27 protein-coding genes are annotated in these 26,077 nt (G+C 67.5%); 16 read left to right on the forward strand and 11 right to left on the reverse strand.

The annotated features are described in order from the left end of the window. The first annotated feature begins 17 nt into the window (after positions 1-17). Entirely contained in the window at positions 18-455 is a 438-nt protein-coding gene (locus tag NATOC_RS01040; RefSeq protein WP_015319553.1) for a universal stress protein, read from the forward strand. On the opposite strand, the gene NATOC_RS01045 is transcribed toward NATOC_RS01040, so the two are convergent. Together NATOC_RS01045 and NATOC_RS01050 are read right to left on the reverse strand one after the other, a co-directional pair. Continuing rightward, on the reverse strand, positions 452-883 hold the full coding sequence (locus NATOC_RS01045; RefSeq protein ID WP_015319554.1) for a fluoride efflux transporter FluC: 432 nt from the start codon (positions 881-883) through the stop codon (positions 452-454). The two genes, NATOC_RS01040 and NATOC_RS01045, sit on opposite strands and share 4 nt — an antisense overlap. Beyond that, positions 880-1,290: a fluoride efflux transporter FluC gene (locus NATOC_RS01050; protein WP_015319555.1), complete on the reverse strand. Its 411-nt coding sequence runs from the start codon at positions 1,288-1,290 to the stop codon at positions 880-882. Before NATOC_RS01050 ends, NATOC_RS01045 begins: the two co-directional genes overlap by 4 nt. A 241-nt stretch (positions 1,291-1,531) precedes the next feature. Between NATOC_RS01050 and NATOC_RS01055 the strand changes: the two genes are divergently transcribed. The 6 genes from NATOC_RS01055 (at position 1,532) to NATOC_RS01080 (ending at position 9,674) form a co-directional block, all read left to right on the forward strand. Next, positions 1,532-2,431 (forward strand): cation diffusion facilitator family transporter, encoded by a 900-nt coding sequence (locus NATOC_RS01055; protein WP_015319556.1) that lies wholly within the window; start codon positions 1,532-1,534, stop codon positions 2,429-2,431. A 48-nt stretch (positions 2,432-2,479) separates the two neighbouring features. Beyond that, positions 2,480-3,400, forward strand: a complete 921-nt coding sequence (locus tag NATOC_RS01060) for an MBL fold metallo-hydrolase (RefSeq protein WP_015319557.1) — start codon at positions 2,480-2,482, stop codon at positions 3,398-3,400. A 113-nt stretch (positions 3,401-3,513) separates the two neighbouring features. Continuing rightward, the gene (locus NATOC_RS01065; RefSeq protein ID WP_015319558.1) at positions 3,514-5,496 is read left to right on the forward strand and encodes an AMP-dependent synthetase/ligase; all 1,983 of its coding nucleotides are present in this window, start codon (positions 3,514-3,516) and stop codon (positions 5,494-5,496) included. Positions 5,497-5,654: 158 nt separating this feature from the next. Next, positions 5,655-7,457, forward strand: coding sequence for a hypothetical protein (locus NATOC_RS21645; protein WP_049888612.1), 1,803 nt, complete (start codon positions 5,655-5,657; stop codon positions 7,455-7,457). Positions 7,458-7,623: 166 nt separating this feature from the next. Further along, positions 7,624-7,881: a hypothetical protein gene (locus tag NATOC_RS01075; protein ID WP_015319559.1), complete on the forward strand. Its 258-nt coding sequence runs from the start codon at positions 7,624-7,626 to the stop codon at positions 7,879-7,881. A gap of 71 nt (positions 7,882-7,952) precedes the next feature. Further along, positions 7,953-9,674: an aldehyde ferredoxin oxidoreductase family protein gene (locus NATOC_RS01080; protein ID WP_015319560.1), complete on the forward strand. Its 1,722-nt coding sequence runs from the start codon at positions 7,953-7,955 to the stop codon at positions 9,672-9,674. A 19-nt stretch (positions 9,675-9,693) separates the two neighbouring features. Here NATOC_RS01080 and NATOC_RS01085 read toward each other — a convergent pair whose 3' ends face one another. Beyond that, a complete protein-coding gene (locus tag NATOC_RS01085; protein ID WP_015319561.1) occupies positions 9,694-10,866 on the reverse strand; it encodes an MFS transporter in 1,173 nt (390 codons plus the stop codon). 139 nt (positions 10,867-11,005) lie between these two features. Here NATOC_RS01085 and NATOC_RS01090 point away from each other — a divergent pair, with 139 nt between their 5' ends. Genes NATOC_RS01090 through NATOC_RS01100 form a run of 3 tightly spaced genes read left to right on the forward strand, consistent with a single transcriptional unit; the run spans position 11,006 to position 14,655 of the window. Then, the gene (locus NATOC_RS01090; protein WP_015319562.1) at positions 11,006-12,367 is read left to right on the forward strand and encodes an ethanolamine ammonia-lyase subunit EutB; all 1,362 of its coding nucleotides are present in this window, start codon (positions 11,006-11,008) and stop codon (positions 12,365-12,367) included. Positions 12,368-12,369: 2 nt separating this feature from the next. Beyond that, positions 12,370-13,197, forward strand: coding sequence for an ethanolamine ammonia-lyase subunit EutC (gene eutC, locus NATOC_RS01095; protein WP_015319563.1), 828 nt, complete (start codon positions 12,370-12,372; stop codon positions 13,195-13,197). Between the two features lie 6 nt (positions 13,198-13,203). Then, positions 13,204-14,655, forward strand: coding sequence for an ethanolamine ammonia-lyase reactivating factor EutA (locus NATOC_RS01100; RefSeq protein ID WP_015319564.1), 1,452 nt, complete (start codon positions 13,204-13,206; stop codon positions 14,653-14,655). A gap of 5 nt (positions 14,656-14,660) precedes the next feature. Here the strand turns inward: NATOC_RS01100 and NATOC_RS01105 are convergent, their stop codons facing one another. Both NATOC_RS01105 and NATOC_RS01110 read right to left on the reverse strand, forming a co-directional pair. Next, positions 14,661-14,999 (reverse strand): hypothetical protein, encoded by a 339-nt coding sequence (locus NATOC_RS01105; RefSeq protein ID WP_015319565.1) that lies wholly within the window; start codon positions 14,997-14,999, stop codon positions 14,661-14,663. Positions 15,000-15,111: 112 nt separating this feature from the next. After that, complete coding sequence (locus tag NATOC_RS01110; protein WP_015319566.1) at positions 15,112-16,248, reverse strand: thiolase family protein; 1,137 nt, start codon at positions 16,246-16,248, stop codon at positions 15,112-15,114. Between the two features lie 116 nt (positions 16,249-16,364). Here NATOC_RS01110 and NATOC_RS01115 point away from each other — a divergent pair, with 116 nt between their 5' ends. Next, entirely contained in the window at positions 16,365-17,045 is a 681-nt protein-coding gene (locus tag NATOC_RS01115; protein WP_015319567.1) for a DUF5806 family protein, read from the forward strand. Here NATOC_RS01115 and NATOC_RS01120 read toward each other — a convergent pair whose 3' ends face one another. Further along, positions 17,046-17,546: a DUF7529 family protein gene (locus tag NATOC_RS01120; protein ID WP_015319568.1), complete on the reverse strand. Its 501-nt coding sequence runs from the start codon at positions 17,544-17,546 to the stop codon at positions 17,046-17,048. A gap of 345 nt (positions 17,547-17,891) precedes the next feature. Here NATOC_RS01120 and NATOC_RS01125 point away from each other — a divergent pair, with 345 nt between their 5' ends. Then, positions 17,892-18,872: a hypothetical protein gene (locus tag NATOC_RS01125; protein WP_015319569.1), complete on the forward strand. Its 981-nt coding sequence runs from the start codon at positions 17,892-17,894 to the stop codon at positions 18,870-18,872. Between the two features lie 40 nt (positions 18,873-18,912). On the opposite strand, the gene NATOC_RS01130 is transcribed toward NATOC_RS01125, so the two are convergent. Continuing rightward, on the reverse strand, positions 18,913-19,605 hold the full coding sequence (locus tag NATOC_RS01130; protein ID WP_015319570.1) for a lipoyl protein ligase domain-containing protein: 693 nt from the start codon (positions 19,603-19,605) through the stop codon (positions 18,913-18,915). 58 nt (positions 19,606-19,663) lie between these two features. Between NATOC_RS01130 and NATOC_RS01135 the strand changes: the two genes are divergently transcribed. Then, positions 19,664-20,578, forward strand: a complete 915-nt coding sequence (locus tag NATOC_RS01135) for a hypothetical protein (protein WP_015319571.1) — start codon at positions 19,664-19,666, stop codon at positions 20,576-20,578. Between the two features lie 22 nt (positions 20,579-20,600). On the opposite strand, the gene NATOC_RS01140 is transcribed toward NATOC_RS01135, so the two are convergent. Next, the gene (locus NATOC_RS01140) at positions 20,601-21,050 is read right to left on the reverse strand and encodes a DUF4385 domain-containing protein (protein WP_015319572.1); all 450 of its coding nucleotides are present in this window, start codon (positions 21,048-21,050) and stop codon (positions 20,601-20,603) included. A gap of 146 nt (positions 21,051-21,196) precedes the next feature. Here NATOC_RS01140 and NATOC_RS01145 point away from each other — a divergent pair, with 146 nt between their 5' ends. After that, positions 21,197-21,682, forward strand: a complete 486-nt coding sequence (locus tag NATOC_RS01145; RefSeq protein ID WP_015319573.1) for a PaaI family thioesterase — start codon at positions 21,197-21,199, stop codon at positions 21,680-21,682. Here the strand turns inward: NATOC_RS01145 and NATOC_RS22145 are convergent. The 3 genes from NATOC_RS22145 to NATOC_RS01150 form a co-directional block, all read right to left on the reverse strand. Further along, positions 21,679-21,843 carry a hypothetical protein gene (locus NATOC_RS22145; protein WP_015319574.1) on the reverse strand — a complete coding sequence of 55 codons (165 nt, stop codon included), beginning with the start codon at positions 21,841-21,843 and terminating at the stop codon, positions 21,679-21,681. The genes NATOC_RS01145 and NATOC_RS22145 overlap by 4 nt on opposite strands. Before the next feature lie 53 nt (positions 21,844-21,896). Then, positions 21,897-22,061 carry a hypothetical protein gene (locus NATOC_RS22150; RefSeq protein ID WP_015319575.1) on the reverse strand — a complete coding sequence of 55 codons (165 nt, stop codon included), beginning with the start codon at positions 22,059-22,061 and terminating at the stop codon, positions 21,897-21,899. 178 nt (positions 22,062-22,239) lie between these two features. Further along, entirely contained in the window at positions 22,240-22,818 is a 579-nt protein-coding gene (locus NATOC_RS01150; protein ID WP_015319576.1) for a cysteine hydrolase family protein, read from the reverse strand. A gap of 86 nt (positions 22,819-22,904) precedes the next feature. Here NATOC_RS01150 and NATOC_RS01155 point away from each other — a divergent pair, with 86 nt between their 5' ends. Together NATOC_RS01155 and NATOC_RS01160 are read left to right on the forward strand one after the other, a co-directional pair. Continuing rightward, positions 22,905-24,554: an Hvo_1808 family surface protein gene (locus NATOC_RS01155; protein ID WP_015319577.1), complete on the forward strand. Its 1,650-nt coding sequence runs from the start codon at positions 22,905-22,907 to the stop codon at positions 24,552-24,554. A gap of 48 nt (positions 24,555-24,602) precedes the next feature. Beyond that, complete coding sequence (locus tag NATOC_RS01160; RefSeq protein ID WP_015319578.1) at positions 24,603-26,066, forward strand: Hvo_1808 family surface protein; 1,464 nt, start codon at positions 24,603-24,605, stop codon at positions 26,064-26,066. Positions 26,067-26,077 lie beyond the last annotated feature (11 nt).

Consider the following 26,077-nt stretch of genomic DNA (forward strand, 5'->3'; position numbering starts at 1 on the left):
AACCGAATAGTCGTCATATGAGCCAGCAGGTTCTCGTTCCGGTCGACGGCTCCCGTCCGTCCCGGGCCGCCCTCGAGTACGCCCGCGAGCAGTTCCCCGACGCCGAGCTAACCCTGCTGTACGTCGCCGACCCGATGACCGATTACAGCCGCCAGCGCGCCTACCCGGGCTACACGGCCGAGGACGAGTACAAATCCGAACGCGAGAAGGGCGAGGCCGTCCTCGAGTCGTTCGAGGAGACGCTGCCGGACGCCCTCACGGTCGAGACGACCGTCGAAGCGGGCGATCCGGCTCGAACCATCGTTCAGTACGCCGACGACCACGGCGTCGACGGGATCGTCCTCGGCAGCCACGGACGCGAGGGCGTCGCGAGGTACCTGCTGGGAAGCGTGGCCGAAACAGTCGTTCGGCGGGCGGCCGTCCCAGTGACGGTTATCAACGACCACGAAGCCTAAAGCGCGGCCACGAGGACCCAGGCGAGCCCGATCGCCGCGAGCGAGAGCGCGAGGTTCCCCGCCGCGTTCGCGACCGCGAGCTTTCGATCCCCGCGCTCGTAGAGCTGGACCGTCTGGACCGAGAACGACGAGAACGTGGTAAACGCCCCGCAGATACCGATCCCGATCAGCTGGATCGCCGACTCACCCACCCCTGCGAACGTGGCCGCTCCGAAGACGAAGCTCCCGACGACGTTGACGACCAGCGTCGGCCACGGATACTGCTCGTCGGAGAGCTGCTCGTAGACGGCGTAGCGCAACAGGGCACCGATCGCACCGCCGATACCGACGAGGTGAGCGGCCTCGAACTCGAGGGCGCCGTCCTCGATGACGGGCTCGAGAACGAGGACGACGGCGAGGGCCGACGCCGGCGACTCGAGCGCGGTCACGCCGTCTCACCGCCGGCTGTCGCCGGCCGCCAGTCGCGGATCTTGCGGGCGAGCTCCCGTCCCACGAGCACCCCGGTGAAGCCGAGACCGTAGTTGGCGACGACGATGCCGACGAGCAGCCACGGCTCGGCGGCGATGGCGGTCTGGACCGCGAACGTGCTGTAGGTCGTCAGCGAGGAGAGAAAGCCGGTTGTAAACACCAGCCTGGCCTTCCGGTCGACGACGCCGGTGTACTGGGCCTCATAGACCACGAAGCCGAGCAAGAAGCTTCCGACGACGTTGACGACGAGTACGGCGAGGACGTCGGAAAGGAGTCCGAGGGTGAAAAACCGGAGGTTCGAACCGGCGAAGCCGCCGATCGCGATCAGTGCGAGCGTCTCGAGTCGGACGAGCGGGTGGTCGGTCATGGCTGACAGGTTCGGCAGGGACCGTCAGCCGGTCGTTCGACCGCTCGGCTGGAACCGAGCGGAGCCGTGTGGCCAGCCCGCGGCTGCCAGCGGGGTTGAACGAGTCACCGGCGGTTGTGACAGGCGGGCCCCATCGCCTGGACAGCGACTCGTTCTCACACCACCCCGATGAGGATTTCGGAAGCCGGATCCGATCGGCGAGAAGGAAAAGACCCAAGTTTAGACTGGATCTAAACGACGTATGGTCGACGAGGCGGGACGCGACGGGTTCACGCGAGCGTCGTGGGCGAACGTCCTCGGCAACGCCGTCAAGATCGTCGTCGAGGGCGCCGTCGGACTCGCTTTCGGCAGCGTCGCGCTCGTGGCCGACGCGGCTCACTCGATCGCCGACCTCGTCGCGAGCCTCGTCGTCCTCGTCTGGGGCCGAAGCTCCTTCGAGGAGCCCGACGACACCCACCCCCACGGCCACGAGCGAATCGAACCGCTGACGGCGCTATTTGTCGGTGCGGTCATCGCCTTGCTCGGTCTCAACCTGCTGTACGAGTCCGCACAGGGGGTCGTTCACGGCGTCGACGTCGTTTTCCATCCGCTGTTGCTCGGTGCCCTCGCGTTCGCGATCGTCGATATGTATCTCGTCTACCGCTACACCGAGTACATCAACGAGACGCTCGGGTCGACCGCGCTCGAGGCGCTGGCGACGGACTGTCTGAACGATATCTACACCTCTTTCGCCGCGGTTGTCGGCGTCGTTGGCGTCCTGCTGGGCCACCCGTTGCTCGATCCGATCGCCGGCGGGCTCGTCAGCCTGCTGGTCATCTACCAGGGCGTCGAGATCGGCCGCGAGAACGTCGGCTACCTCGTCGGCGCCTCGCCGGAGCCGACGAAGCGAGCGGAGGTAACCGAGATCCTCCGGGACCACCCCGCCGTCGAGGGGGTCCACGACCTCACCGTCTTCTACGACGGGCCCGTCCTCGAGGTCGAGGTCCACGTCGAAGTCGACGGCGACATGCCGTTCCGACGGGCCCACGACGTCGAGTCGGAGCTGGTCGCCAGCCTCCGCGGGATCGAGGACGTCGGCGACGCACACGTTCATCTCGATCCCTCGGGGATCGGCGAGTGGAAGGATCGGGCCGACCGGTAGGCTGGCCGGGACGCCAGCTTTTATTTCGTCTGCCGACGGGCTACCGGTATGGAAATCGGTGACGTCCGAGAGGTCACGACGGGCGACTGTTCGGACCTTTACTATGTCGATACCGGGATGTACGAGACGGGCGGGTACGGGTCCGTATACATCGTCGACGACGAGCGACCCGCGATCGTCGACACCGGGATCGGGACGAACTACGAACGGATCCTCGAGGCCCTCGAGGAGGTCGGTATCGCTTCCGAGGACCTCGAGGTCATCGCGGTAACACACATTCACCTCGATCACGCCGGCGGAGCGGGCTTTCTCGCCGAGGCGTGTCCGAACGCCGACGTCTACGTCCACCCGATCGGCACCGACCATCTCGCGGATCCCTCGCGGCTGGTCGCGGGCACGAAGGCCGCGGTCGGCGACCAGTGGCAGTACTACGTCGAGCCAAAACCCGTCCCCGAAGAGCGTCTCGTCGAGATCGAGGACGGCGACGCCATCGACCTCGGCGACCACGAGCTGCGGGTTCACGAGACTCCCGGCCACGCCCCCCACCAGGTCATCTTCGAGGATCCCGCAAACGACGCGGTGTTTACGGCCGACGCCGCAGGGATCTGGGTACCCGAACGCGAGGAGATCAGGGAGACCTCGCCCCCCTCGAACTTCCACCTCGAACGCTGTCTCGAGGACGTCGAGACCCTCAAAGCGATCGACCCCGACGTGCTCTGTTACGCTCACTTCGGCCCGCGCTACGTCGGCGACGACGCCGAGTCGGCCCTCGAGGCGTACGCGACCGTCCTCGATGAGTGGGTCGGCGACGTCGAGACGAAACGCGAGGAGCTCGAGAACGACGACGCCGTCGTCGACCACTTTGCCTCCAGATCGGATCTGGGCGACGCCTGGGGCGAGCACAAGGCCGGTGCCGAGGCCGCCATGAACGTCCGTGGCGTGCTTGGCTATCTGGACCACCGCGACTGACCGACGATTCCCGCGTTTTCGGCCAGTCGACCGATACCGCACCGAATAAACAGGATGATAGATGAAATACGTTTCAGCACGTTTTATCGCTCGGGAGGTACTGCCACACTGGTATGCACTGGCGGGACGCCGAACGAGAGTACGAGGACGCGGTCATCGGTGAAACGACGCTCGGGCGGCTGTTCGACGACGCCGTCGAGCGCTACCCCAACCGGCCGGCACAGCGGTACAAAGGCGGGATCTACGACCGCTCGCTGACCGACGCCGTCCTCGAACCCGCCGACCCCGGCTCGTTCCGGGCGATTTCCTACACCGAGATGCGAACGATCGTCCGCAACCTCGCAGCGGGCTTTCGCGAACTCGGTATCGAGTCGGGCGACCGCGTCGGCATCTTCGCGGATACGCGCATGGAGTGGGCTCAGACCGACTTCGCCGCGCTCTCGGCGGGCGCGGTCGTCACGACGGTCTACACCAGCTCCTCGCCCGACCAGGTCCGGTACCTGCTCGACGACCCCGACGCCGACGCAGTTGTCGTCGAGAACGAGGCGTTGCTCGAGCGCGTCCTCGAGGTCGAGGACGATCTCGATCTCGAGGCGATCGTCTCGATGGATGCCCTCGAGGGGTACGACGATCGCGACGACATCTTGACGCTCGCGGACGTCTACGCCCACGGCGAGGACGCCTTCGAGCTCGAGGCCTACGAGGAGTGGCTCGACGAGCCCGAGCTGGACGATCTCGCGAGCCTCATCTACACGAGCGGAACGACGGGCCAGCCGAAAGGCGTCGAGCTCACCCACCGCAATTTCCGGTCGAACGTCAACCAGGTCCGCAGGCGGTACGGCCCCCGTCCCGACAAGGGCGACGAGGTCCCGGTGATCGACGAGACGAAACAGGCAGTCTCGTACCTGCCGCTGGCACACGTCTTCGAGCGCACCGCCGGTCACTTCCTGATGTTCGCGAGCGGCGCCTGCGTCGCCTACGCGGAGAGCACCGACACGCTCAAGGAGGACTTCGGGACGGTCCAGCCGGACACGGCGACCAGCGTTCCCCGGGTCTACGAGAAGATCTACGACACGATCCGCGAGCAGGCCAGCGAGTCGGGCGCAAAAAAGCGGATCTTCGAGTGGGCGACCGACGTCGGCGTCCAGTACCAGGAGGCCGACGATCCCGGCCCCGTCCTCGGCGCGAAGCAGGCGCTGGCCGACAAGCTGGTGTTTTCGAACGTCCGCGAGGCGCTTGGCGGTGAGATCGAACTGCTGATCAGCGGCGGCGGGAGCCTCTCGAAGGAGCTGTGTACGCTCTATCACGCGATGGGGCTGCCGATCTACGAGGGGTACGGACTCACCGAGACGGCACCCGTCGTCTCAGTCAACCCGCCAGAGGAGCCACGGATCGGGACGATCGGTCCGGCGTTGCCCGGCGTCGACGTCCGGGTCGACGGGTCGGTAACCGGCGAGGAGACGTTCGACGACCCCGGCGAGATCGGCGAACTCCTGGTCAGCGGCCCGAACGTCGCCGAAGGGTACTGGAACAAACCCGGTGCGACGACCGAATCGTTCTTCGAGGAGGACGGCAGTCGCTGGTTCCGCACGGGCGACATCGTCCACCTCCGCCCCGACGACTACATCGAGTTCCGGGATCGGGTCAAGCAGATCCTCGTCCTCTCAACGGGGAAAAACGTCGCTCCGGGACCGATCGAGGACGCGTTCGCCGCCAGCGAGGTCGTCGAGCAGTGTATGGTCGTCGGCGACGGCGAGAAGTTCGTCGGTGCGTTGATCGTGCCGAACACGGATCACATCCGCGAGTGGGCCGACGAGCAGGGGATCGACCTTCCGGACGATCCACAGGCGATGTGCGACGACGAGCGAGTTCAGGAGTACGTCGGCGAGACGGTCACCGAGGTCAACGAGAACTTCGAGAAACACGAGACGATCAAGCGGTTCGAACTCGTTCCGCGGGAGTTCACCGAAGAGAACGACATGCTGACGCCGACGATGAAAAAGAAGCGTCGGGTCATCCTCGACCGGTTCGACGATCGAATCGATCGTATCTACGCCGACGACCGCGAGGAGCAACCCGGACCGGTCTCTCACTGACGGTTGACACTGCCTGCGAAAGGAATATCCATCTGTGATGGTATCGGTACGGTGAACGCTTCTGGGGTGATCCGACGAGCTGAACACGGGGTGGTCCGAAGTCGGACCCAGAGACGAGGTATTGGCGGGCAACCAGCGGGCGACCACAAGTGAGTGACATGGATCTAAACCGGCGCGAGTTCAGTACGGCTGCGGGGGTATCACTTTCGGCAATCCTGGCGGGCTGTAGTGCGATCGAGGACGACGAGGACGAAGCCGACAACGAGTCGGCGCGAGACGAGGATGGGCCGGACGAATGGGACGACGAGGGGGATGACGACACCGACGGCGATGATGAACAGGAGCAACACGAGGATCAGTCCATCCCGGGGGAGGTGCTCATCTCCGACGCCGCAAGCGAGTACCTCGAGCCGATTCGTCACACCTACACCTGGGCCGACGAGCCACCGGCGGACGGCTGTTATGTCCACGTCGAACTCGAGAACGTCGGCGACGAGGAGATCGTCGTGGACATGGTGGCACGCATCTTCGACGAGAACGACGACGAGCTCGCGAGCGCACAGTATCCGGACGAAGCGAGCCCCGAGCCGGGCGAGACCGCCGTCTACTCGTTCCCGCTGAACAACTGCGAGGAGACGGCCGCCTACGAGATCGTGATCGACGGCTTCGAGGACGAGGAGTACGAGCCGGAGGACGAGCCAGCTGACGACGACGATGAGCCGACTGACGACGATGATCCAGCCGACGAGGAGCCGGCCGACGACGATGACGACCCAGTCGACGACGATGACGACCCGGCTGACGACGATGACGACCCAGTCGACGACGATGACGACCCGGCTGACGACGACGACGACCCGGCTGACGACGATGACGACCCAGCTGACGACAATGACGACCCAGCTGACGACGATGACGACCCAGCTGACGACGATGACGACCCAGCTGACGACGATGACGACCCAGTCGACGACGATGACGACCCAGTCGACGACGATGACGACCCGGCTGACGACGATGACGACCCAGTCGACGACGATGACGACCCGGCTGACGACGATGACGACCCAGCTGACGACGATGACGACCCAGCTGACGACGATGACGACCCAGCTGACGACGATGACGATCCCGCCAACGACGATGGGGAAGGTGGTTCGGGAAATGACGACGACGCGGCCGACGATGAGCCGGCCGATGACGATCCTGACGACGATGGGGCGGATGGTTCGGGAAATGACGACGACACGGCCGACGATGAGCCGGCTGACGACGATGGGGAGGATGGTTCGGGAAATGACAACGACGCGGCTGACGATGAGGGAGGCGGTTCGGGAAATGACGACGGCGGTACGGATGCCGATGAAGAGGATGAGGAACCAGACGATGGCGATGAGGACGAAGAGGATGAGGCAGAACTAGACGACGAGGACGACGATGACGATCCCGACGACGATGGGGAGGGCGGTTCGGGAAATGACGACGACGCGGACGGCGATGCTGCAGAAAACGGAGACGACGCGGATGACGGGGACGACGACGCGGATGACGGGGACGACGACGCGGATGACGGGGACGACGACGCGGATGACGGGGACGACGAGCTTGATGAGGATGACGACGAGCTTGATGAGGATGACAAGGAGGACGGTTCGGGAAATGATGACGGCGCGGACGGCGATGCTGCAGAAAACGGAGACGATGAGGCGGAGGACGGTTCGGGAACCGCTGAGGACGCGGACGATGATAGGGACGACATAGACGAGGACAATTCGTCGACGTCGAACGAGTCGACCGACCTCGACAACGAAACCGGAACGACCGACCCCGACGAACCGAACGCGACCGTCGACGAGGCGGAATCGAACGCGTCCGACGACGCCGACAACGAAAGTAGTCCGAACGCCTCCGACGACGCGAACAACTCGAGCAGTGGGCTCGGGATCGACCTATTCGACTGAAACCGTATCGGTCCGGAAAACTGTAGCCAGCCTATCTGTGTCTATCGAAAGCCCGAAAGTGCGACGCCACTGGGAGCGAAACACAGCTGCTCGATACAGCTCCGGGACAGGATATAATTACAGGGATATACACAAGAATTATATCGGTCGTCGATATGGTGTCGGTATGGTCCCACACAGACAATCGCTCACCCTCTCCGCCGAGACCCTCCACCGCGGAACGACGATCCGGTACCACTACCGGACCGGTAGCGCGCTCGCGACCGTCGTCGAACGGACGCCCGAACGGGTGACGTTCGTCGGCGAGGACTGCGACGGCACCTTCACCGACGACCAGATCGACCGCCTGTTCGCGACGGATCGCCTGCAGGTCGTCCTCGACGACGAGCTCCATCTCCCCGCCGACGCCACGTTTGAGGAGTAGTCGTCGCTCGAACGCCGCGTGCGCGGACGAAGAACAACTGTTTTGTGGTGATCAATGATACCGTACACAGTATGAAACACGTTCACGGACCATTGTGCTCGATCGATCTCGACGACCGCTCCTCGTCGACCGAGGACGTCGACGACGTCCTCGAGTCGTTCATCGGCGGGCGCGCGGTCGGGACGAAGCTGGCCCACGACCGCATCCCGTTTGACGCGGATCCGCTCGGGGCCGACAACCGGCTCTACCTCGCGACGGGACCGCTCCAGCACTCGACGATGAGCTTCACCGGGCGGATGTCCGCGACCGCGGTCTCGCCGCTGACCGGTGGCCTGCTGTCCTCGAACGCCGGCGGCTTCCTCTCGCGGAACTTCACCGCGACGGGGTACAGCGCCCTCGAGGTTACCGGCGCCAGCGACGAGCTCGTGATCGTCCACGTCACCGACGGGGTCGATGAGTCACACTCGTCGGGCAGCGAGACTTCGTCTCGCCCGCGCGTCGAGTTCGAGAAAGTACCGGAGCTCGAGGAAGCGACGGTCTCCGAGACCTGCGAGTACATCGAGGACGAACACGGCCTCGAGTCCGAACACACCGTCGTCGTCGGCCCCGCCGGCGAGAATGAGGTTCGGTTCGCCTCGATCATGACCTCGAAGGAGCGGGCGTTCGGCCGTGGCGGACTGGGTGCCGTTCTGGGTTCGAAGAACGTCAAGGCGATCACCTTCGACGGCGACTCGACCCGAGAAGTCGAGATCCCGCCACTGCAGATGGAGGTCCACGGCGAGGCCGCCCAGTCGGATCACATCATGAAACGACAGGGGACGTCCTCGATGACCGAGTTCGCGAACACCGTCGAGGCGCTGCCGACGCGGTACTTCTCCGAGCGCTCCTTCGAGGGCGCGGAGGGCGTCAGCGGCGACCGCGTCGAGGAGAAGAAGTACAAGAAAGGGACCTGCTCGGCCTGTGCGTTCGCCTGCAAGCTTCCCACCCGGGACGAGGAGTCGGGCCTCGAGACCGAGGGGCCCGAGTACGAGACCGTGATGGCGTTCGGGCCGAACTCGGGGGTCGACGACATCGTCGACGTCATGCAGTCGAACAAGCTCTGTGACGAGCTCGGACTGGACACGATCTCCTGTGGCGACACGATCGCTGCGTACCTCGCGAGCGAGGACGAGTTCGGCAACGCCGACCTGATCCACGAGCTCGTCGAGAAGATCGCCTACCGCGAGGACGTCGGCGACGACTTGGCGGAGGGGATCGACCGTGTCCACGACGAGCTGGGGGTCGACAACTGGACCGTCAAGGGCCTCGAGTTCCCCGCCCACGACGGGCGGACGCTGAACGGGCAGGGGCTTGCCTTCGCCACCTCCAACCGCGGCGCCGATCACATGTACGCCGAGTTCTACCCCTACGAGTACCCGCTGGTCGACTCCGAGAAGGCCTTCGAAAAGGAGGGGCTCGACGACAAGCCGCCGAAGGTGATCGAGCTCGAGAACGTCAACGCGATCAAGGACAGCGCCGTCCTCTGTAAGTTCTCGCGGGACTTCGTCGACGAGGACCGACTCGCGACCCTGCTCGACGCCGACTACGAGGACTTACTGGCGGTCGGCGGGCAGGTCGTCGCGCTCGAGCGCCACTTCAACAACCAGCGCGGCTTCGACCGAGAGGACGACGCCTTGCCCTACGAGCTGCCCGACTTCGAGGACGCACTCTCGGAGTACTACGCACAGCGGGGCTGGAACGACGACGGAACGGTTGCGGACGACCAGCTGAGCGCCGCGCCCGCCGACGACTGAGCTGTCCGTTTTCCAACTGTCAGGTGGCGGCGTCGACGGTCGGCGCCTCCGGCGTTCCCGTCCAGAGCCACGTCGCCGCGATCGTCGACGAGAGCAACACTGCGAACCCGATCACGAGCCAGATCGCCCGGTTCAGGCCGTAGACCTCCGCTAGGATGCCGACGACGGCCGGCGAGACTGCGATCCCGACGTAGGTCGCTCCGGTCGTAAGGGCGTTGATCGGACCGCTGTACTCGGGGGCCGCTTCGACCGCGTAAGCCGACAGCGCGGGGAAACAGCTCGAGAGCCCGGCGCCCGCGACGAAGACGGCCGCGAAGAGGACGGGGCCGGTGATCCCGGAGAACGCGACCGCGAAGGCCGGGATCGCCGGGACGGTCGCGACCAGCATCAACAGGAGGTAGGGGACACGATCCACGAGCAGCGTGTACCCCGTTCGAGCGGGGATGTACGCGAGCAGGTACGTCGACAGCAGCAAGCTTGCCATGCCCGTCCCGTAGAACCCCTCGGCGTAGTAGACGAGCCAGGTGAAGACGATCCCCTCGACGGCGCCGGTAAACAGGATTCCGACGGTAGCGCCGACGACGGCGGGGCGACCGAGCAGCGCGCGGAGCGCGTCGACCGAGATCGATCGCTCGGCCCCCATCGAGGGGAGTTCGGTCCGGGCGGCGACGACCGCGACCGGAACGAAGAGCCCGGCGAGAACGAGGAAGACGGCCCGCCAGTCCGCGACCGCGAGGACGACGGTGACCAGCTGCGGCCCGAGCACGGCGCCGACGGCCCAGGCAAGCGCGTAGGCGATGTAGACTCGCCCGCGGTTAGCCGAGTGGATGTGGCTCAGGGCCGCCCGATCGACGCCGCGAAAGACGCCCGCGGCGCCGCCCTGGGCCAGCAACGCGAGCAGGAAGACGGCGTAGACGGGCGCGGCCGCCATCGCGACCAGCGCACAGATCACGCCCGCGACGCCCGCGAACAGCGCCCACCGCATCCGGAGCCGTCCCGCGAGCAACCCCGTCGCGACGGCGGCGACGGCAAAGCCCGCGGTGCCGGCCGGCGCTACCAGTCCGAGCGCGGCCTCCGAGACCCCGAACGTCGCCTCCAGGCTCGAGAGGATCGGTCCCCGCGCCTGCATCGCCATCGCGTCCCCGAGGACGAACAGGAAGATCGCGACCGTCCAGACCGTCGCTCGCTTCATACCGGTGGTGTCGGTTCGTCGAAGAAAACCGTGGCTATCGTCGGGCGTCGAACGCGCCGTCGCTTTCATTACAGCAAGCGTAGTTTGGTAACGTTTGACGAACGGTGAAGGTCTTCCCCGCCCTATCGTCCGATAACAGATGGCAGTCAAAACCACGACGCCCGACACGGGGGATCGCTTCGACTCCGTCGTCGAGGTACTGGCCAAGGCGAACGAACCCAAGACCGGCGACGAGCTGGCCGGAGTCGCGGCCGACTCGGACGCCGAGCGGGTCGCCGCCAAGCGAGCCCTCGCCGGAATGCGACTCAAGACGCTGCGGGAGAATCCCGCCGTCCCCGCCGACGAGGACGAGGTGACCCGGGTCATCCAGGAGTCGGTCCGGGAACCGGTCTACGACGAGATCCGCGAGTGGACCGTCGCCGACCTGCGGGAGTACCTTGTCGCCACCGACACGGGCGAGCGGGAGATCGCCGCGATCCGACCCGGGCTCACAAGCGAGATGATCGCCGCGGTGACGAAGCTCATGTCGAACCTCGACCTGGCGCTTGTCACCTCCCGGATGGAGGTACCTGCGCGCTGTAACACGACGGTCGGCGAGCGGGGCACCCTCTCCTTTCGACTGCAGCCCAACGACCCCGCCGACGACGTCGCGAACATCATCGACGCGACCCGGGAGGGACTGTCCTACGGCGTCGGCGACGCCGTGATCGGCGTCAACCCGGTTCAGGACGGCGTCGAGACGACGACGCGGATCTTGGAGGCGACCCACGAGTTCATCGAGGAGTGGGCGGTTCCGACCCAGAACTGCTGTCTCTCCCACGTCACCACCCAGATGGACGCCATCCGCGAGGGCGCCCCCGCGGACCTCGTCTTTCAGAGCCTCGCGGGTACCGAGGCCGGCAACGACGAGTTCGGCGTCGACGTCGACCTGCTCGACGAGGCCCACGAGCTCGCACAACGTCGGTGTACGTCCTCGGGCCCGAACGTGCTGTACTTCGAGACCGGACAGGGCGCCGAACTGTCGGGCGACGCCCACGAAGGGGTCGACCAGCTCACCCTCGAGGCGCGCTGTTACGGCCTCGCGAAGCGGTACGACCCCTTTCTCGTCAACACCGTCGTTGGCTTCATCGGCCCGGAGTACCTCTACGACGGCCGCCAGGTGACCCGCGCCGGCCTCGAGGACGTGTTCATGGGCCAGCTCCACGGGATCCCGATGGGGATCGACGCCTGCTACACGAACCACATGCAGGCTGACCAGAACGACATCGAGAACCTCGCCGTGGTGCTCGCGGCGGCGGGGGCGAACTACTTCATCACGGTCCCGATGGGCGACGACGTCATGCTGAACTACCAGTCCAACAGCTACCACGACGCCCCCGCCCTCCGGGAGCTGTTCGACCGCGACCCGGCGCCCGCCTTCCGCGAGTGGCTCGAGGAGATGGGAATCCGGCGGGACGGCCGGCTCACCGACCGTGCGGGCGATCCAACGATCTTCACGTAACCATGGCATCCGACGCGAACTCCGACGCCGACGGACCCGAACCGACCGCAGACCGCGACGCCGAGATCGAGACCGAGGTTGGCGATGACGACGACCAGGACGGTCCGGACGAAGACGCGCTCCGGCGAATCGCCGACCGTACGCCGACCCGTCTCGGCGTCGGTCGCTCCGGTCCGCGGCCGACGACCGAATCGCTGCTGGCGTTCCGAGCCGACCACGCGGTCGCCCGCGACGCGGTCCACTCCCGGGTGGACGACGAGCTGCTCGCGGAGCTCGAACTCGTCGAACTCCGGACGCGGGTCGAGGACGCCGACCAGTACCTCGCCCGCCCCGACCTCGGCCGGGAGCTCGACGCGGAGAGCCGTGAGCGACTCCGAGAAGAGTGCGAGCCCGAACCCGAGGTCCAGCTGATCGTCAGCGACGGGCTCTCCTCGACGGCCGTCGAGGCGAACGTCCCCGAGCTACTGCCGATCCTCCGGGACGGGCTCGCGGACCGCGGGATCTCGGTTGGCTCCCCGGTGTTCGTCGAATTCGGCCGCGTCGACGTGATGGACGCGATCGGCGAGGAGCTCGGCGCCGACTGCTGTGTGATCCTCATCGGCGAGCGACCCGGGCTCGGCAGCGCCGAGAGCCTGAGCGCGTACCTCGTCTACGGCCCCGAGCGCGGAACGGCGACCTCGAAGAAATCGGTCGTCTCGAACGTCCACGACGGCGGGCTGCCGCCGGTCGAGGCCGGCGCCGAACTCGTCGAGCTGATCGAGGACACCCTCGCGGCCGAGGCCAGCGGGATCGACCTCCGCGAGGACGATCGCGAGTTCCGGGAGTCCTGACCGCCCGTGACCAACCGCTCGGAACGGCTCACCAGCGTCGGGATCGACGTCGGGACGACGACGACGCATACGGTCGTCAGCCGCTTACTCGTCGAGACACCTCCAGGGGGTGCCGCGAGCCCCGAGATCGCCGACCGCGAGATCGTCTACCGCGGTGCGGTCCGCGAGACGCCGCTGGTCGATCCCGAGACGATCGATATCGAGGCGGTCGCCACACACGTCGCGGCCGACCTCGAGGCGGCGAGTGTCGACCCCGACACCATCGACACCGGCGCGGTGATCGTCACCGGCGAGACCGCCCGCCGGGAGAACGCCGAGCCGCTCGTCCACCGGATCGCCACCGACGCGGGACGGTTCGTCGCGGCGACGGCCGGCGCAGAGCTCGAGGCCGTCCTCGCAGGTCGGGGCTCCGGCGCGGCGGCTCGCGCCGCAGCGACGGGCGAGACCGTCGCTAACGTCGACGTCGGCGGGGGGACGACCAACGTCGCGATCTTCGAGGGGCGATCGACCGATGGACGCGAGCGGGACGGTGCTCGGGTCCGGGAGACGCGCTGTCTCGACGTCGGCGGGCGACTCGTCCGGTTCGACGAGGACGGACGCCTCAGTTCGATCTCGCCACCAGTACGGCTGCTCGCGGACGCGCTCGAGCTGCCGCTTTCGGTCGGCGACCGACCCGACGGAGAGACGCTCTCTGCGCTCGCGGCGGCGATGGCCGACCGTATCGTCGACCTGCTGGAGGGACCGCCGTTCGATCCCCTCACGTGCGAGCTGGCGGTCGGCGATCTGCCGTCGGACCCCGTGTCTCTCGGCGGGGTCGTCTTCAGCGGTGGCGTTGGCCGTCTCGTCGGTTCGCCGCCGTCCGAGCCGTTCGCCTACGGCGACCTCGGCGGCCCGCTCGCGGCTGCGCTTCGTGACCACGAGCGGGTCCGATCCTGGCCCATCCGCGAGCCCGCAGAGGACTTGCGGGCGACCGTCGTCGGCGCCGGCACCGAGTCGACGACGCTCAGCGGGCGCACGATCTCGCTCGAGGACGCCCTGCTCCCGCTCAGAAACGTTCCGGTCGCCGACGCCGGCGACCTCTCGGAACTCGACGGGGACGCCCTCCGTGAGCCCCTCGAGGACGCGGTCGCGCGGCTCCGGGAGCTCCACGACCTCGCCGATCTCGACGGCGTCGCCCTCTCGATCCCGGCCGTCGGCCCGCTCGAGTACGAACGCCTCGGAGTGGTCGCGGACGTCCTCGCGACGGCCGTCGACTCGCTTCCGCCGTCGCTTCCGGTCCTCGTCGTGACGCGACAGAACTGCGCGAAGGCGCTCGGCCAGCTCCTCCGTCGGCGAACCGATCGGCCCCTGGTCGTGCTCGACGAGCTCCGTCCTCGGGGCGGCGACTACCTCGACGTCGGGACGCCGATCGCGGGCCACCGGAGCGTTCCCGTCGTCGTCAAGGCGCTGGCGTTCTGACGGCGCTACCGTTCGTCCTCGGCGCCCGACCCATTTGGTTCCTGGAGCTCCTCCGACTCCTCCCGGTCGTCGCCCCGCGAGGAAACGGGCGCGTCGTCCGCCCGAGAGGGGTGGATGTTGTAGTTTTGCCCCCTGTAGGGGTCGCTCTCGGGATCGTAGTCGAGCTCGCTGCGCTCGAACAGGTAGATAAAGAAGCCGAAGATCGGGATCGCGAAGGTGATCGCGACCCACTTTCGCGTCGGCTCGAGCCCGACGCGGCCGGAGTCGTAGTAGACGAACGCGGTGAGCCCGAGGTGCCAGGCGAGGGGGATGCCGACGATCGCCACCAGCAGGATGGTGCTCATTGGTCCCGATAGGCACTCGAGCGTTGTAAATCGCCTGCTGGTAGACTCCTGATGGCTCAGAAATCGCCTGAACTATCGCTCCTCGGGGGCCGAAAGACGCGACGCGTTCGTCTCAGTTGACCTCGAACTCGATCGCCGCGCCCTGTCCGAAGCCGACACACAGCGTCGCGAGGCCGCGTCCGCCGCCGCGCTTTTTGAGTTCGTGGATCAGCGTAACGGGCAGGCGCGCGCCGGAGGCACCGAGCGGGTGGCCGATCGCGATCGCCCCGCCGTTGACGTTGAACTTCTCGGGGTCGATTCCGAGCTGCTCGCGGGAGTAGATCGACTGGCTGGCAAAGGCCTCGTTGAGCTCGACCAGGTCGTAGTCCTCGATCTCGCGGCCGTTGCGCTCGAGCAGCCCCTCGGTCGCCGGCACCGGGCCGATCCCCATCACCGTGGGATCGACGCCCGCGACGTTGTTCGTGCCGACCTCGGCGAGAATCTCGAGGTCGTGTTCCTCGGCGAAGGCCTCGCTGGTGACCAGCACGGCCGAGGCGCCGTCGGAGATCTGGGAGGCGTTGCCCGGCGTGACGGTGCCGTCGGACTTGAAGACGGTCGGTAGCTCGGCGAGCTTCTCCGCCGTCGTCCCCGGCCGAATGCCCTCGTCTTCGTCGACTGTGCCGTCGTCGGTCTCGATGGGGACGATCTCGTCGTCGAAACGACCCTCTTCGGTCGCCTCGGCCGCGCGTTGCTGGCTCCGGGCGGCGTACTCGTCCTGCCGTTCGCGGCTGACGTCGTACTCCTCGGCGACCTTCTCGGCGGTCATCCCCATCTGGAGCTCGCCGATGTTGTACAGCTCGGCCATCCGCGGGTGGACGTTGTGAGTGTTCTCGCCCATCGCCACGCGGGACATGTTCTCGACCCCGCCGGCGATGATCGCGTCGCGGTTGCCCGCGGCGATGGCGTCCGACGCCGAGATTACCGCCTGCATCGAGGACGCACACCAGCGGTTGATCGTCGTCGCGGGGACGTCCTCGCCCAGCTCGGACAGCAGCGCGATCACGCGGGCCAGGTTGTTGCCCTGCTCGCCGCGCTGCTGGGCACACCCCCACATCAGATCGTCGATCTCATCGCCGGAGAGGCCGGTCTCCGTGAGGATCTCGTCGATCAGCGGGACCGAGAGGTCCTCGCTGCGCACGTCCGCGAAGGCGCCGTCCTCTTTCCCCTGGGGGGTTCGTACCGCCTTGGCGACGACCGGTGTCTGTGACATACCGTATCGAACATTCCTCACGAACTTAAATACGATAGAACTCCCGAGGATGCAAGCGGAGTTTACGCTGCTGCTGGAGAACAATGCTTATCCCGGGTAGCTGGCAATACGCGGCCATGAACGACGACGGTGCGGACGCCGGACTCGAGGCCGAGGACGCTCGGACCGACGGATCCGACAGCGATGAGCGCGATCCGGCCAACGCCGGAGACGCGGCCGATACCGGCGATTCCGGTGGCGGCGATCCGATGCCGAACGTCCCGGACCCCAAACCGGAGGAGAGCGACGTCCCCGAGGACGTCCGGAAGTACGCCCGGTTCAAGAAGATGGACGGCGCCCAGTACGAGCGGGTCAACGAGTTCCTGCGGGACCGAACGTACATCACGGCCCGCGAGTGGGCGATCGCCCGGCTCTGTTCGGACTTCCGGACCGAGACCGGCGTCGAGATGACCAAGATCGGCGAGAACCTGCCCGAGCTGGTTCCGTTTATGACCGACACCTACACGCCCCAGGCGGTCAATCAGGCTCGCGCGTCCTTCGAAGAAAAGGTCCGTATGGCGGGAGCGACCTTCCTCTACGGCGCGATGTGTGACTTCTTCACCGCCGAGGAGCTTGACGACGTGATGTACGAGTCGACGGAGGTCGCGAAGTTCCTGCTGGAAGTCGAGGGGGTCGACCTCTCGGTCGAGGAGGAACTCGAGGCCGAGGAGCGGATCTCGACGGTGATGCGGGAGGTACGGGAGGCCAGCGAGGAACTGCGCGAACAGGAGATCGACTCCGACTCGGACGCCGAGTGATCAGCCGTCGCTCCAGGCCCGAACGTCGCGCTCCTCGAGGAACAGCGACGGCTCCTCGTGGGAGAAGACGATCCACTCGTCGGCAGCCTCCGGCCGGACGTGGACCCGGAGATCGGATTCACGAAGCGCGTGCTCGAAGACCGCCCGAGCAGCGGGAAACACGTACGTGACGGGGACGAGGACGGCCGTCTCGCTGCACTCATCGCGCTCGACGATCAGCGCGAACCGCCGATCGCCGCCCTCCGAGGGGCGGTAGTACACCTCCGCGTCCCCGACCGTCACCGCCTCGTCGCCGACGACGTCCTCGAGCCGGTCGTACGCCGATTCGGCGATCGTGACGTCGAGCCCGGATCGGTCCCCGCGCTCGACTGGGGTCACGTCGATGGGCTCGAGGACGAGGACGTCCCACCCCTGCTCGCGGTACCCCGCGGCGATCCCGTCGGCGTCGGCGAGCAACTCCTCCCACTCGGGGGTCGTCGTCGGGTTCGGCTCGTCGCTCATCGCGATCCCTCCGCGAGTCGTGTCATACTCGAGTTCCCCACCGCCCGTCGGAAAAGCGTTGCTGGCGCCGCGTCACAGCCGATCGATCCCTCCCGGACTGTTTCGACGTGAGAACTGTCCGCGTCCTCGGGTAGCGAGTGCTTTTGATTCGTGTAAAGTCGCGAAAACTACGACCAGGCACCGTACCGGACGAAGCTGTCTGAGGCGGTCGTTTCGCCAGATACCTGTTCAGGACCCTACCGCTCGTTTCGGAGACGATACGTCGCGTCAGACGGGCCGTAACGGCTCGCGTCGACTGGTAGCCGGTTCGATACTTTGACGGGTGATATGTCAGTCGTAGCTGGAATGACGACGAACCGTTCGAATATCGACGACGCAGCGAGCGAACGACGCGACGAACACGACCCCTCCCGCGGGGCGAGCGGTCCCCGGATCTCCCGCCGCCGGACGCTTCGTGCGGGCGGGGTTCTCGGCGCCGGCGGACTGCTCGGCCTCGCGGGGCTCGGCGTCGATCGGGCCGCGGCGGCCTGTAGCGACCCCGAGGAGATCCTGCACCTCGACTACGACGCGGTCGCCGACTGGACCGATCTCTACCGGGTCTCGAACGGCGACGCCGGAAACCTCACCCTCGTCTCCAGCCCGACCGCCTCCGGCGATCGGGCCCTACAGCTGCGGATCGTGGAGGGCGACAACTGGGGCGTGAGCACCCACTACGACTTCGAGGACGGACTGTTCGAACTCAACGGCCGCGTCAACTTCGCCCTCGACACCGGATGGTCGATGGCGGGGCGGCAGTTGGCCAACTGCCGGCTCTGGAACTGTGCCATCGCGCGCGGACCCGGGAGCGCGGGCGGCGGCACGCCCGACGGCACCAACGGCTGGAGCAACCGAATGTACGTCACCACGCGGGACACCGACCCCGAGGGTCCCTACCACCTCCTCTCGAACACGTATCATCTGGGCGAGGGACAGGGCGCGTACGGCGAACAGGACTACATCGTCGACGGCGAGCAGTACGCGCTCGCACAGCCCGAAATCGTCCCCGGTCGGTGGTACGAGTTCGAGTACTACGTCCGCGTGAACACGGTCAGCGGCGGCTCGCCCAACGCCGACGGCGTCGTTCGCTACTGGCTCGACGGTGCCCTGATCTACGAGCGCGAGAACTTCCAGTTCACGACCGACCGGGAGAACAACGTCATCGACACGACGGGTCCCGTCGGCCACTACGGCGGCGGCTACACGGCCCCGAAGAACCTCTACGCCTACTACGACGACCACTCGATGGCGATCGAGGGGGCGTTCGACCCCGCGGCCTGTGACCCCTAACGAGGCGGGGCGGAGCGCGAACCGGCAGTCGTCGTCGCGATCATGCCACCTCGACGATCTCCGGGTTTCGATCGCCGACCAGTCCGTCCTCGATCACTCGCGCGATCGTGGTCGGATCGTCCTCGCCGGACACGCGGGCGACGCTGCCGACGGCGTCGGGGTCGAACGCCACCCCGAGCGCGCCGTAGACCGCCTCGAGGACGTCCGCAAGCTCCGCGCGGTTGTCGACCACGAGGATCCCCGAGACCAGCGCCGCGTCCTGGCGGACCCGCTGGGCGATCCCGGCGACCTTCCGGAGCCCCCCACGGTCCGACGTCGACAGCGAGTGGGCGCCCGGACAGAACGACGCGTCGGGCTCGCCGCGCTCGAGGACGACCCCTAGCTCCGCCAGCGTGCGGGCCACGTCCGTGGTCAGGCGCTCGTAGCGCTCGTCGGTGCCGCGTCGAAAGTCCTCGATCGGCTCGGCGCGGGCGAAGGCCAGCGTCGTCTCGCCGTCGTAGGCGACGGCCCGCCCGCCCACGCTGCGCTCGATTGGCGGAAACCCGCGTTCGCGGGCGGCCTCGCGGGCCCGCTCGTACCCGTCGAGTCGGCTATCCCGGCGCCCGAAAGCGACCTGCCGGTGGGGGGTCCAGACCCGGACTGCGGGCTCGCCGTCGGCGGCGTCCTCGAGCAGGCGCTCGCTCACCTCGCGGTCGGCGTCGATCGTCCCCGCTCGGCCCCGGAACACGCGCATGGCCCGACGTTCGGGTCGATGGGTCTAAACGCTCCCGCTCCCGACTCGCAGGCGAGAGATGGCCGTCACCCTCCCCGACGCGCTGCTCGCTCGCTACCGGCGGTTCTCGCTGTACAACTCCCCGTACCGCGCCCACGACGGGGGCTGTGCGGTCGATCTGTACCCAGGCACCCTGCGGGACGGTCGGACGACCGCTGCGCCCAGCCCCGTCTCCGGCGTCGTCCGCGAGACCCGCACCGTCCGCGCGCCGCCGAAGCCGTACGCCCCCGAGCACGACCACCTGATCGTGATCGACTGCGACGGCCCCGGTGAACTCGCGGAACTGACCGCCCGCATCCTCCACGTCGAGCCGACCGTCTCGGCCGGGGATCGGGTCTCAGCGGGCGACTCGCTGGGACGGCTCGTCCGCGCGGGGTTTTTCGCACCCTGGGTCGACAACCACCTCCACGTCGGCTTCCGCGACGCCGACCAGAACCCCTATCGCGCGTCGGGTTCGCTCCCGCTCGAGCCCGGCGTCGAGATCGAACCGCTCGCCTGGGACGGCACCGGCGAGGTCGTCGCGACGGGCGAGACCTACGCCGTGCTGGACGCGCCAGCCCACCCCGATCCGGGGTCGCGGTTCGTCGGCATCGGCGCCGACCGGAGCGAACCGAGCGGCGAACGGGCAGCCCCGTCCGCGCGACGCGTCGGCGGCGTCCTCGACGGCGGCCTCCCCCACTACGACGGCGGTGGGCTGCTCGGCTCCGCGAGGACGTCGTTGGGACCAGTCTCCCTGAACGGGGATCGGCTCGGCGTCCTCGACGGGCGGACGATCGCCTGGGACGACGTGGTTGTCACCGCGAACGGCAAGCCGATCACCGGCCTCTCGCTGTTCTGTGCCCGCGACGAGGAGTTCGGCGCGAAGCTGATCTGTCCGGACCGGGAGTTCGTGGTCGGCCAGCGGGTCGGCGTGAGAATCGAACACGACGGGTGAGACGTCCGTTCTGTCCCGAGAACTACTCCCGGTGGCGTTCCTTCGCCTCCCGGTAGGTCTCGTCCTCGCGAACCCGCTCCCAGTAGGACTCGAAGACCAGCGCGGCCCGGCGTTTCTCCTCGTCGGCCCACTGTTCGGGTTCGCGTTCCGTCCCGTCGTCGTCGTACTTCGTCCCACCGGGGTACTTCGCGTAGCGCATCGCCCGCGTGTACCCCATCTGGAGGTACTTCCGGGCCATATCCATCCCCGGAAAGTCGTCGTCCTCGCGGTACTCCTCGTAGCGCTCGTAGATCGCCTCGGCGGCGTCCTCGGCGCTCTCCTCGTCGGCGTACGACCACAGCGGGAGTAGTTCGCTCTTGTAGGGTTCGACCTTGAAGACGCCCTCCTCGCCGCGACCGATCTCGTAGGCGTCGGGGTGGTCGCGGAAGTCGACGTCGTACTCGGGGCCGTCGTCGCCAGGGTCGTCGGTCATCACTGCTCCCCTCCATCCGCGGACGTCCTGCCGCTCGATGGATCACTCACACCGGTGGGACGGCCCCGGAACGGATGAACGCCCGCCCTGTGCTCGACAGCCGTGAAAGCGTAGCCGTAAAGAGCGTCGCACGTGCACGGAGTGACATGACCGACGAGTCGCCGCGTTCGGCCGAGGATATCGACGACCTCGCCCGGTACCTCCAGCACTACATCGACGAGAACCACGAGTTCCTCTCCTGGATCGGCACCAGCGTCGAGGACGTCGACAACGGGACGATGACGCTGTCGATCCCCTACGACGAGAAGCTGACGAACACCCGGCCGACCGCGGGGCCCGACCAACGTCCGGACATCCACGGCGGCATCGCCGCGACGCTGATCGACACCGTCGGCGGCTTCGCGATCCAGACCCAGCTCGAGGACCCGCTCTCGACGGGCGTCGCGACGATCAACCTGAACGTCAACTACCTCCGGCCCGCCACGGGCGACCTCGAGGCGACCGCGGAGGTCGTCCGCGCGGGCTCGACGGTCGGAGTCAGCGAGGTCACCGTCGAGAGCACGACGCCGGACGGCGAGACGAAGGCCGTCGCGACGGGGCAGGGCTCGTTCCGGATCTTCCGGGACGACTAGGGCGACGAGCCGTCGGGCCGCTCGGCGTCGCGCGCGGGCTCGTCGTCTCGCGTCCGTCGTGCGCTGGCCTGGATCCGGAGATGGAGGTAGCAGCCGACCGCCGCGACCAGCAGAAAGTAGCCGTAGATCGCGGTCTCGAGGTGAGTGGGCAGCGGTTCCATACGTCCTCGTCGTCGCTCGAGCGGGTACGAGTACGGCTGTACGGATTGTCGCTTTATCGGTCGCTGGAGACCATCCAGTACCGGACGCTGAGGTAGACGATCACGAGCCCGAACGTCGCGGCGTACAGTGTCGACCCGGTCGTGGCTGCGGCGATGAGTGCGACGGCGTTGAGGGCGATCCCGCCGGCGTACAGCAACTGGAGGTTACGGCGCTTCATCCTCGACTCTCCCCGCAGGTTGGTCCCACGGTCGGTGTCGCCGATCCGAGTCGGTCGATCGCTCGCGTCCTGACGCGTCGCCGGAAAACGCTCATACTGGAGCGTTCGAAGGAGACACCAAAAGCGCTCTCCTCGAGGTGCCGTCCAGCAACGGCTCGCGATTCGGGACGGGAGCTGCCTACCCGTCGTCGAACGCGACGTCGTCGCTCTCGACGACCTCGCCGAACAGCCACTCGGCGTGCTCCAGGGCGTACTCGCGGTGGTCGGGCTCGACGTGGCCGATACAGTCCTCGACCATGATCGGCCGGAAGTCCCGCAGCCCGGCGCTGCCGCCAGTATGGAGCACGCAGACGTTCGCGAGGGTACCACAGATAACCAGATCGCGGAACCCCCGAGCCGAGAGCCACCCCTCGAGTTCCGTCTGGTAGAACGCGTCGTAGGTGTGTTTCTCGACGACGTGGTCCTCCTCGCGAACCGCGAGCTCCGCGACCAGTTCGGCGTCCCAGGAGCCCTCGAGGACGTGCTCGCCCCACTGGTCGAACTCGTCGTAGTAGTAGCTCTCCTCGAACTGCTCGGGCGGGTGGACGTCCCGCGTGTAGATCACCTGCGCGTCGGCCTCGCGTGCACGACCGATGAGGCCGACGATCGGTTCGATCGCGTCCTCGCTGCCCGGCGCGTACAGCGATCCCTCGGGGTGACAGAACGCGTTTTGCATGTCGACCGCCACGACGGCGGTGGTCGCTGGATCGAGGCGCATACGCGAGTGTAGGGAGCCGACCCACAAAACGTTCGCCCGACCGTCGGTCTTTTGATCCGTCCTCGCTTACGGGTCGGTATCCCGGAATGAACTCGAGGCGAACGCGGACGATCGTCGCCCTCCTCGCGGTGGCGTCGGTACTGCTCGTCGCCGCGGCCGGCGTCGCGGTCCCGGGGGTGCTCTCGGCGGGACCGCTGGGCGACACCGCTGCGACCGACCGCCCTGGCGAGCCGACGACCGAAGACACCGCCGGCTACGTCGAGGGGTACTGGTACGACGACGAGCTCGCCGTCGACGACCGCGAGGACGCCGTCGTCGAGGACGACGAGCTCGATTCGGTCGTCTACCGATCGATGGCCCGCGTTGAGGAACTGCGCGGGCTGACCTTCGACGAGGAGGTTGCCGTCGAGGTGATCAGCCGCGAGGAGTTCGAGGACGAGAACGACGAGCTGTTCGCGAACGCGACGGGCGACGAGCGGATCCAGTTGAACGTCAACGCGGAGGCGCTGTTCGCGGTCGATCGCGGGACCGACGCGACCGAGGAGCGAGAAGCCCTCTACGGCGGGACCGTGGGCGGCTACTACGAGCCCAGCACCGACCGGGTCGTCCTCGTCTCGGACAACGCCGAGATGCCCGAGGTGAACGAGGCGATCCTCGGTCACGAGCTGTTACACGCCCTGCAGGACCAGCAGTTCGATCTGACGAGCTACGAGCGGGAGACGGTCGACCAGGACAACGCCAAGAACGGCCTCATCGAGGGCGACGCGGTCTGGATCGAGTCCGAGTACGAGGACCGTTGTGAGACTGAGTGGGAGTGTCTGGAGCCCGGCGAGGCTGCGAGCGACTCGCCCGACGTGAACTGGGTGCTGTACGCGACGATCTTCCAGCCATATAGCGACGGCCCCGGCTACGTCGAACACCGCCTGGATGCGGACGGCTGGGACGCCGTCGACGCGGCCTACGACGAGCCTCCGGTGAGCAGCTCCGAAGTGATCCGTCCCGGGGAGGAGCGCGAGCCCGCCGAGATCGAGGTTGCCGACCGTTCGAACGAGAGCTGGAGCCAGCTCGAGATCGACGGCGAGCCCGCCACCGAGACCTACGGCGAGGCGGGGCTGGTCGCGATGTTCGCCGGCGACGCTCACGACCCCGACGAGCCGTCGGTGATCGGCCCCGAGGCGTTCTTCGAGTCCGATCTGGGCGGGTACGACTACGACCAGCCCTACACCGACGGCTGGGCCGGCGACGAGCTCGTCACCTACGTCGCCGTCGACGCCGAGACCGACGATCCCGCCGCGGCCGCCGATCGGGCCGGCTACGTCTGGGAGACCGAGTGGACCTCGAGCGAGGACGCCGAACAGTTCCTCGCGGGCTACCGGGAGCTGCTCGAGCTCCACGACGCCGACCCCGTCGAGGATCGTCGGGACACCTACGCGATCGACGAGGAGTTCGCCGGGGCGTACTACCTTGAGCACGACGGGGAGACGGTACGGATCGTCAACGCACCCACCGTCGAGGAGCTCGCCGCGGTCGACGAGGGGGCCGCACCCGACGGCGAGGACGCGATCGAGACCGACGACGTCGATCCCGACGCCGAAGCGAACGACGAGCCGTCCGCGGCCGACGACGGCGTGGACGACGAGTCGACTCCCGGGTTCGCCGCCCCCACCGCGGTCGTCGCAGTGGCGGTCGCGACTGCCGTCGCCGTCGCGAGCCGACTCGGCCGATCGAACCGATAACCGCCGGCGAGCGACGCACCTTTGGTCCCGCCGGCGAATGCACCACCGATGCGACGCGGGACGCTGCTCGCGGTCGTCGTCCTCGTCGTTCTCTCGGGGTGTACGCTGCCGTACGCGCCCGATCAGTTCGACGAGGACCGCGAGCTCGGTCAGATCGGCGACTACTCCCATGACGACAGCTTCGCGTTCGACGGCGAGGCTCGGCTCACGGAGTCCGAGCTCGAGGCCGCGAGCTACCGCTCGATGGCTCGGATCGAGCTCCTCCGGGGGCTGCCCTTCGAGCACGACGTCTCGATCGACGTGATCACCCGCGAGGAGTACCGCGAGCAACGGGCCGAGCCCGCGAACGCCTCGGCGTTCCGGAACGAGCTCTGGCGGGGTGCGTTCGTCGTCGACGGCGAGACCGACGTCAACCGCGAGTTCGACGACCTGTACGGCGCGTCGGTCCAGGGCTACTACTCGGACGGGGAGATCGTCCTCGTCGCCAACGACGCCGACTCGATCCGGGTCGATCGCGCCACGTTAGTCCACGAACTCGTTCACGCCCTGCAGGACCAGCGGTTCGGCCTCGAGCGCCGCGGGGAGACCCTCGACGAACGCCGCGCCGAGGAGGGCGTCCTCGAGGGCGAGGCGAACTACGTTCCGTACCTGTACGACCAGCGCTGTGACGCCGACTGGGACTGTCTCGCCGAGCCGCCCGAGCTGACGACCGCGCTCGGCGAGCGGCCGTTCAACGTCGGCCTCTTCCTCTCGATCTACGTCCCCTACGCCGAGGGGCCGACGTTCGTCTCTCACCTCCACGAGACGGGCGGCTGGGACGCCGTCGACCGTGCTCACGAAGAGCGACCGAACACTACCTCGGAGCTGATCCACCCGGAGCGCTACCCCGACGAGCCCGCCGAGATCGAGCTCGAAGACCGCTCGACCGACGCGTGGGAGCTCGCGACCGACGGCGACGGTGAACCCAGAACCGAGACGGTCGGCGAAGCGACCCTGTTCGCGAGCCTCTGGGCGAACGGCGTGATCGATCGCCCGATCGACGAGGGCGGGACCGAGCCGGTGCCGTACAACTACTCCCACCCCGCGACCGACGGCTGGGCCGGCGACGCGTTCCGGGTGTACGAGGGACCCGACGACGAGACGGCTCACGTCTGGTCGCTTTCCTGGCAGAGCGAGGACGACGCCGAAGCGTTCGCCGACGCCTACCGCGAGCTGCTCGCGGCCAACGGCGCCGAACCCGTCGACGACTCGAGCGCCGACGACGCCAACGCCTACCGTATCGACGACGAGGACGCCTTCGCCAGCGCCTACCGCGTCGTGGTCGCCGACGAGACCGTCGAGATCGTCGGCGCGCCTACACTCGAGGACCTCGAGGACGTCCACCCGATTGGAACCGAAACCGCCGCCGTGTCACTCGAACGCGTCGTGCCGGAGGCGCCGACGCCGGCCGGACTCGCCGCGCCGACGGCGGGGCCTGGATTGCCGACCGCGAGCGCGCCGGCAGACGGGTAGCTTATCTGATC

The organism is Natronococcus occultus SP4 (assembly GCF_000328685.1).
In the GTDB taxonomy this organism is placed as follows: Archaea; Halobacteriota; Halobacteria; order Halobacteriales; family Natrialbaceae; genus Natronococcus; species Natronococcus occultus.

Excerpts from the sequence above, each read along its gene's own strand:
- NATOC_RS22150 (WP_015319575.1), bottom strand. The coding sequence starts at position 22,061 with ATGAAGCGCCGTAACCTCCAGTTGCTGTACGCCGGCGGGATCGCCCTC.
- NATOC_RS01105 (WP_015319565.1), bottom strand. The coding sequence starts at position 14,999 with ATGAGCACCATCCTGCTGGTGGCGATCGTCGGCATCCCCCTCGCCTGG.
- NATOC_RS01115 (WP_015319567.1), top strand. The coding sequence starts at position 16,365 with ATGAACGACGACGGTGCGGACGCCGGACTCGAGGCCGAGGACGCTCGG.
- NATOC_RS01150 (WP_015319576.1), bottom strand. The coding sequence starts at position 22,818 with ATGCGCCTCGATCCAGCGACCACCGCCGTCGTGGCGGTCGACATGCAA.
- eutC (WP_015319563.1), top strand. The coding sequence starts at position 12,370 with ATGGCATCCGACGCGAACTCCGACGCCGACGGACCCGAACCGACCGCA.
- NATOC_RS01085 (WP_015319561.1), bottom strand. The coding sequence starts at position 10,866 with ATGAAGCGAGCGACGGTCTGGACGGTCGCGATCTTCCTGTTCGTCCTC.
- NATOC_RS21645 (WP_049888612.1), top strand. The coding sequence starts at position 5,655 with ATGGATCTAAACCGGCGCGAGTTCAGTACGGCTGCGGGGGTATCACTT.
- NATOC_RS01125 (WP_015319569.1), top strand. The coding sequence starts at position 17,892 with ATGACGACGAACCGTTCGAATATCGACGACGCAGCGAGCGAACGACGC.
- NATOC_RS01145 (WP_015319573.1), top strand. The coding sequence starts at position 21,197 with ATGACCGACGAGTCGCCGCGTTCGGCCGAGGATATCGACGACCTCGCC.
- NATOC_RS01055 (WP_015319556.1), top strand. The coding sequence starts at position 1,532 with ATGGTCGACGAGGCGGGACGCGACGGGTTCACGCGAGCGTCGTGGGCG.
- NATOC_RS01155 (WP_015319577.1), top strand. The coding sequence starts at position 22,905 with ATGAACTCGAGGCGAACGCGGACGATCGTCGCCCTCCTCGCGGTGGCG.
- NATOC_RS01040 (WP_015319553.1), top strand. The coding sequence starts at position 18 with ATGAGCCAGCAGGTTCTCGTTCCGGTCGACGGCTCCCGTCCGTCCCGG.
- NATOC_RS01110 (WP_015319566.1), bottom strand. The coding sequence starts at position 16,248 with ATGTCACAGACACCGGTCGTCGCCAAGGCGGTACGAACCCCCCAGGGG.
- NATOC_RS01080 (WP_015319560.1), top strand. The coding sequence starts at position 7,953 with ATGAAACACGTTCACGGACCATTGTGCTCGATCGATCTCGACGACCGC.
- NATOC_RS01160 (WP_015319578.1), top strand. The coding sequence starts at position 24,603 with ATGCGACGCGGGACGCTGCTCGCGGTCGTCGTCCTCGTCGTTCTCTCG.
- NATOC_RS01065 (WP_015319558.1), top strand. The coding sequence starts at position 3,514 with ATGCACTGGCGGGACGCCGAACGAGAGTACGAGGACGCGGTCATCGGT.
- NATOC_RS22145 (WP_015319574.1), bottom strand. The coding sequence starts at position 21,843 with ATGGAACCGCTGCCCACTCACCTCGAGACCGCGATCTACGGCTACTTT.
- NATOC_RS01060 (WP_015319557.1), top strand. The coding sequence starts at position 2,480 with ATGGAAATCGGTGACGTCCGAGAGGTCACGACGGGCGACTGTTCGGAC.
- NATOC_RS01130 (WP_015319570.1), bottom strand. The coding sequence starts at position 19,605 with ATGCGCGTGTTCCGGGGCCGAGCGGGGACGATCGACGCCGACCGCGAG.
- NATOC_RS01135 (WP_015319571.1), top strand. The coding sequence starts at position 19,664 with ATGGCCGTCACCCTCCCCGACGCGCTGCTCGCTCGCTACCGGCGGTTC.
- NATOC_RS01120 (WP_015319568.1), bottom strand. The coding sequence starts at position 17,546 with ATGAGCGACGAGCCGAACCCGACGACGACCCCCGAGTGGGAGGAGTTG.
- NATOC_RS01050 (WP_015319555.1), bottom strand. The coding sequence starts at position 1,290 with ATGACCGACCACCCGCTCGTCCGACTCGAGACGCTCGCACTGATCGCG.
- NATOC_RS01140 (WP_015319572.1), bottom strand. The coding sequence starts at position 21,050 with ATGACCGACGACCCTGGCGACGACGGCCCCGAGTACGACGTCGACTTC.
- NATOC_RS01075 (WP_015319559.1), top strand. The coding sequence starts at position 7,624 with ATGGTCCCACACAGACAATCGCTCACCCTCTCCGCCGAGACCCTCCAC.
- NATOC_RS01090 (WP_015319562.1), top strand. The coding sequence starts at position 11,006 with ATGGCAGTCAAAACCACGACGCCCGACACGGGGGATCGCTTCGACTCC.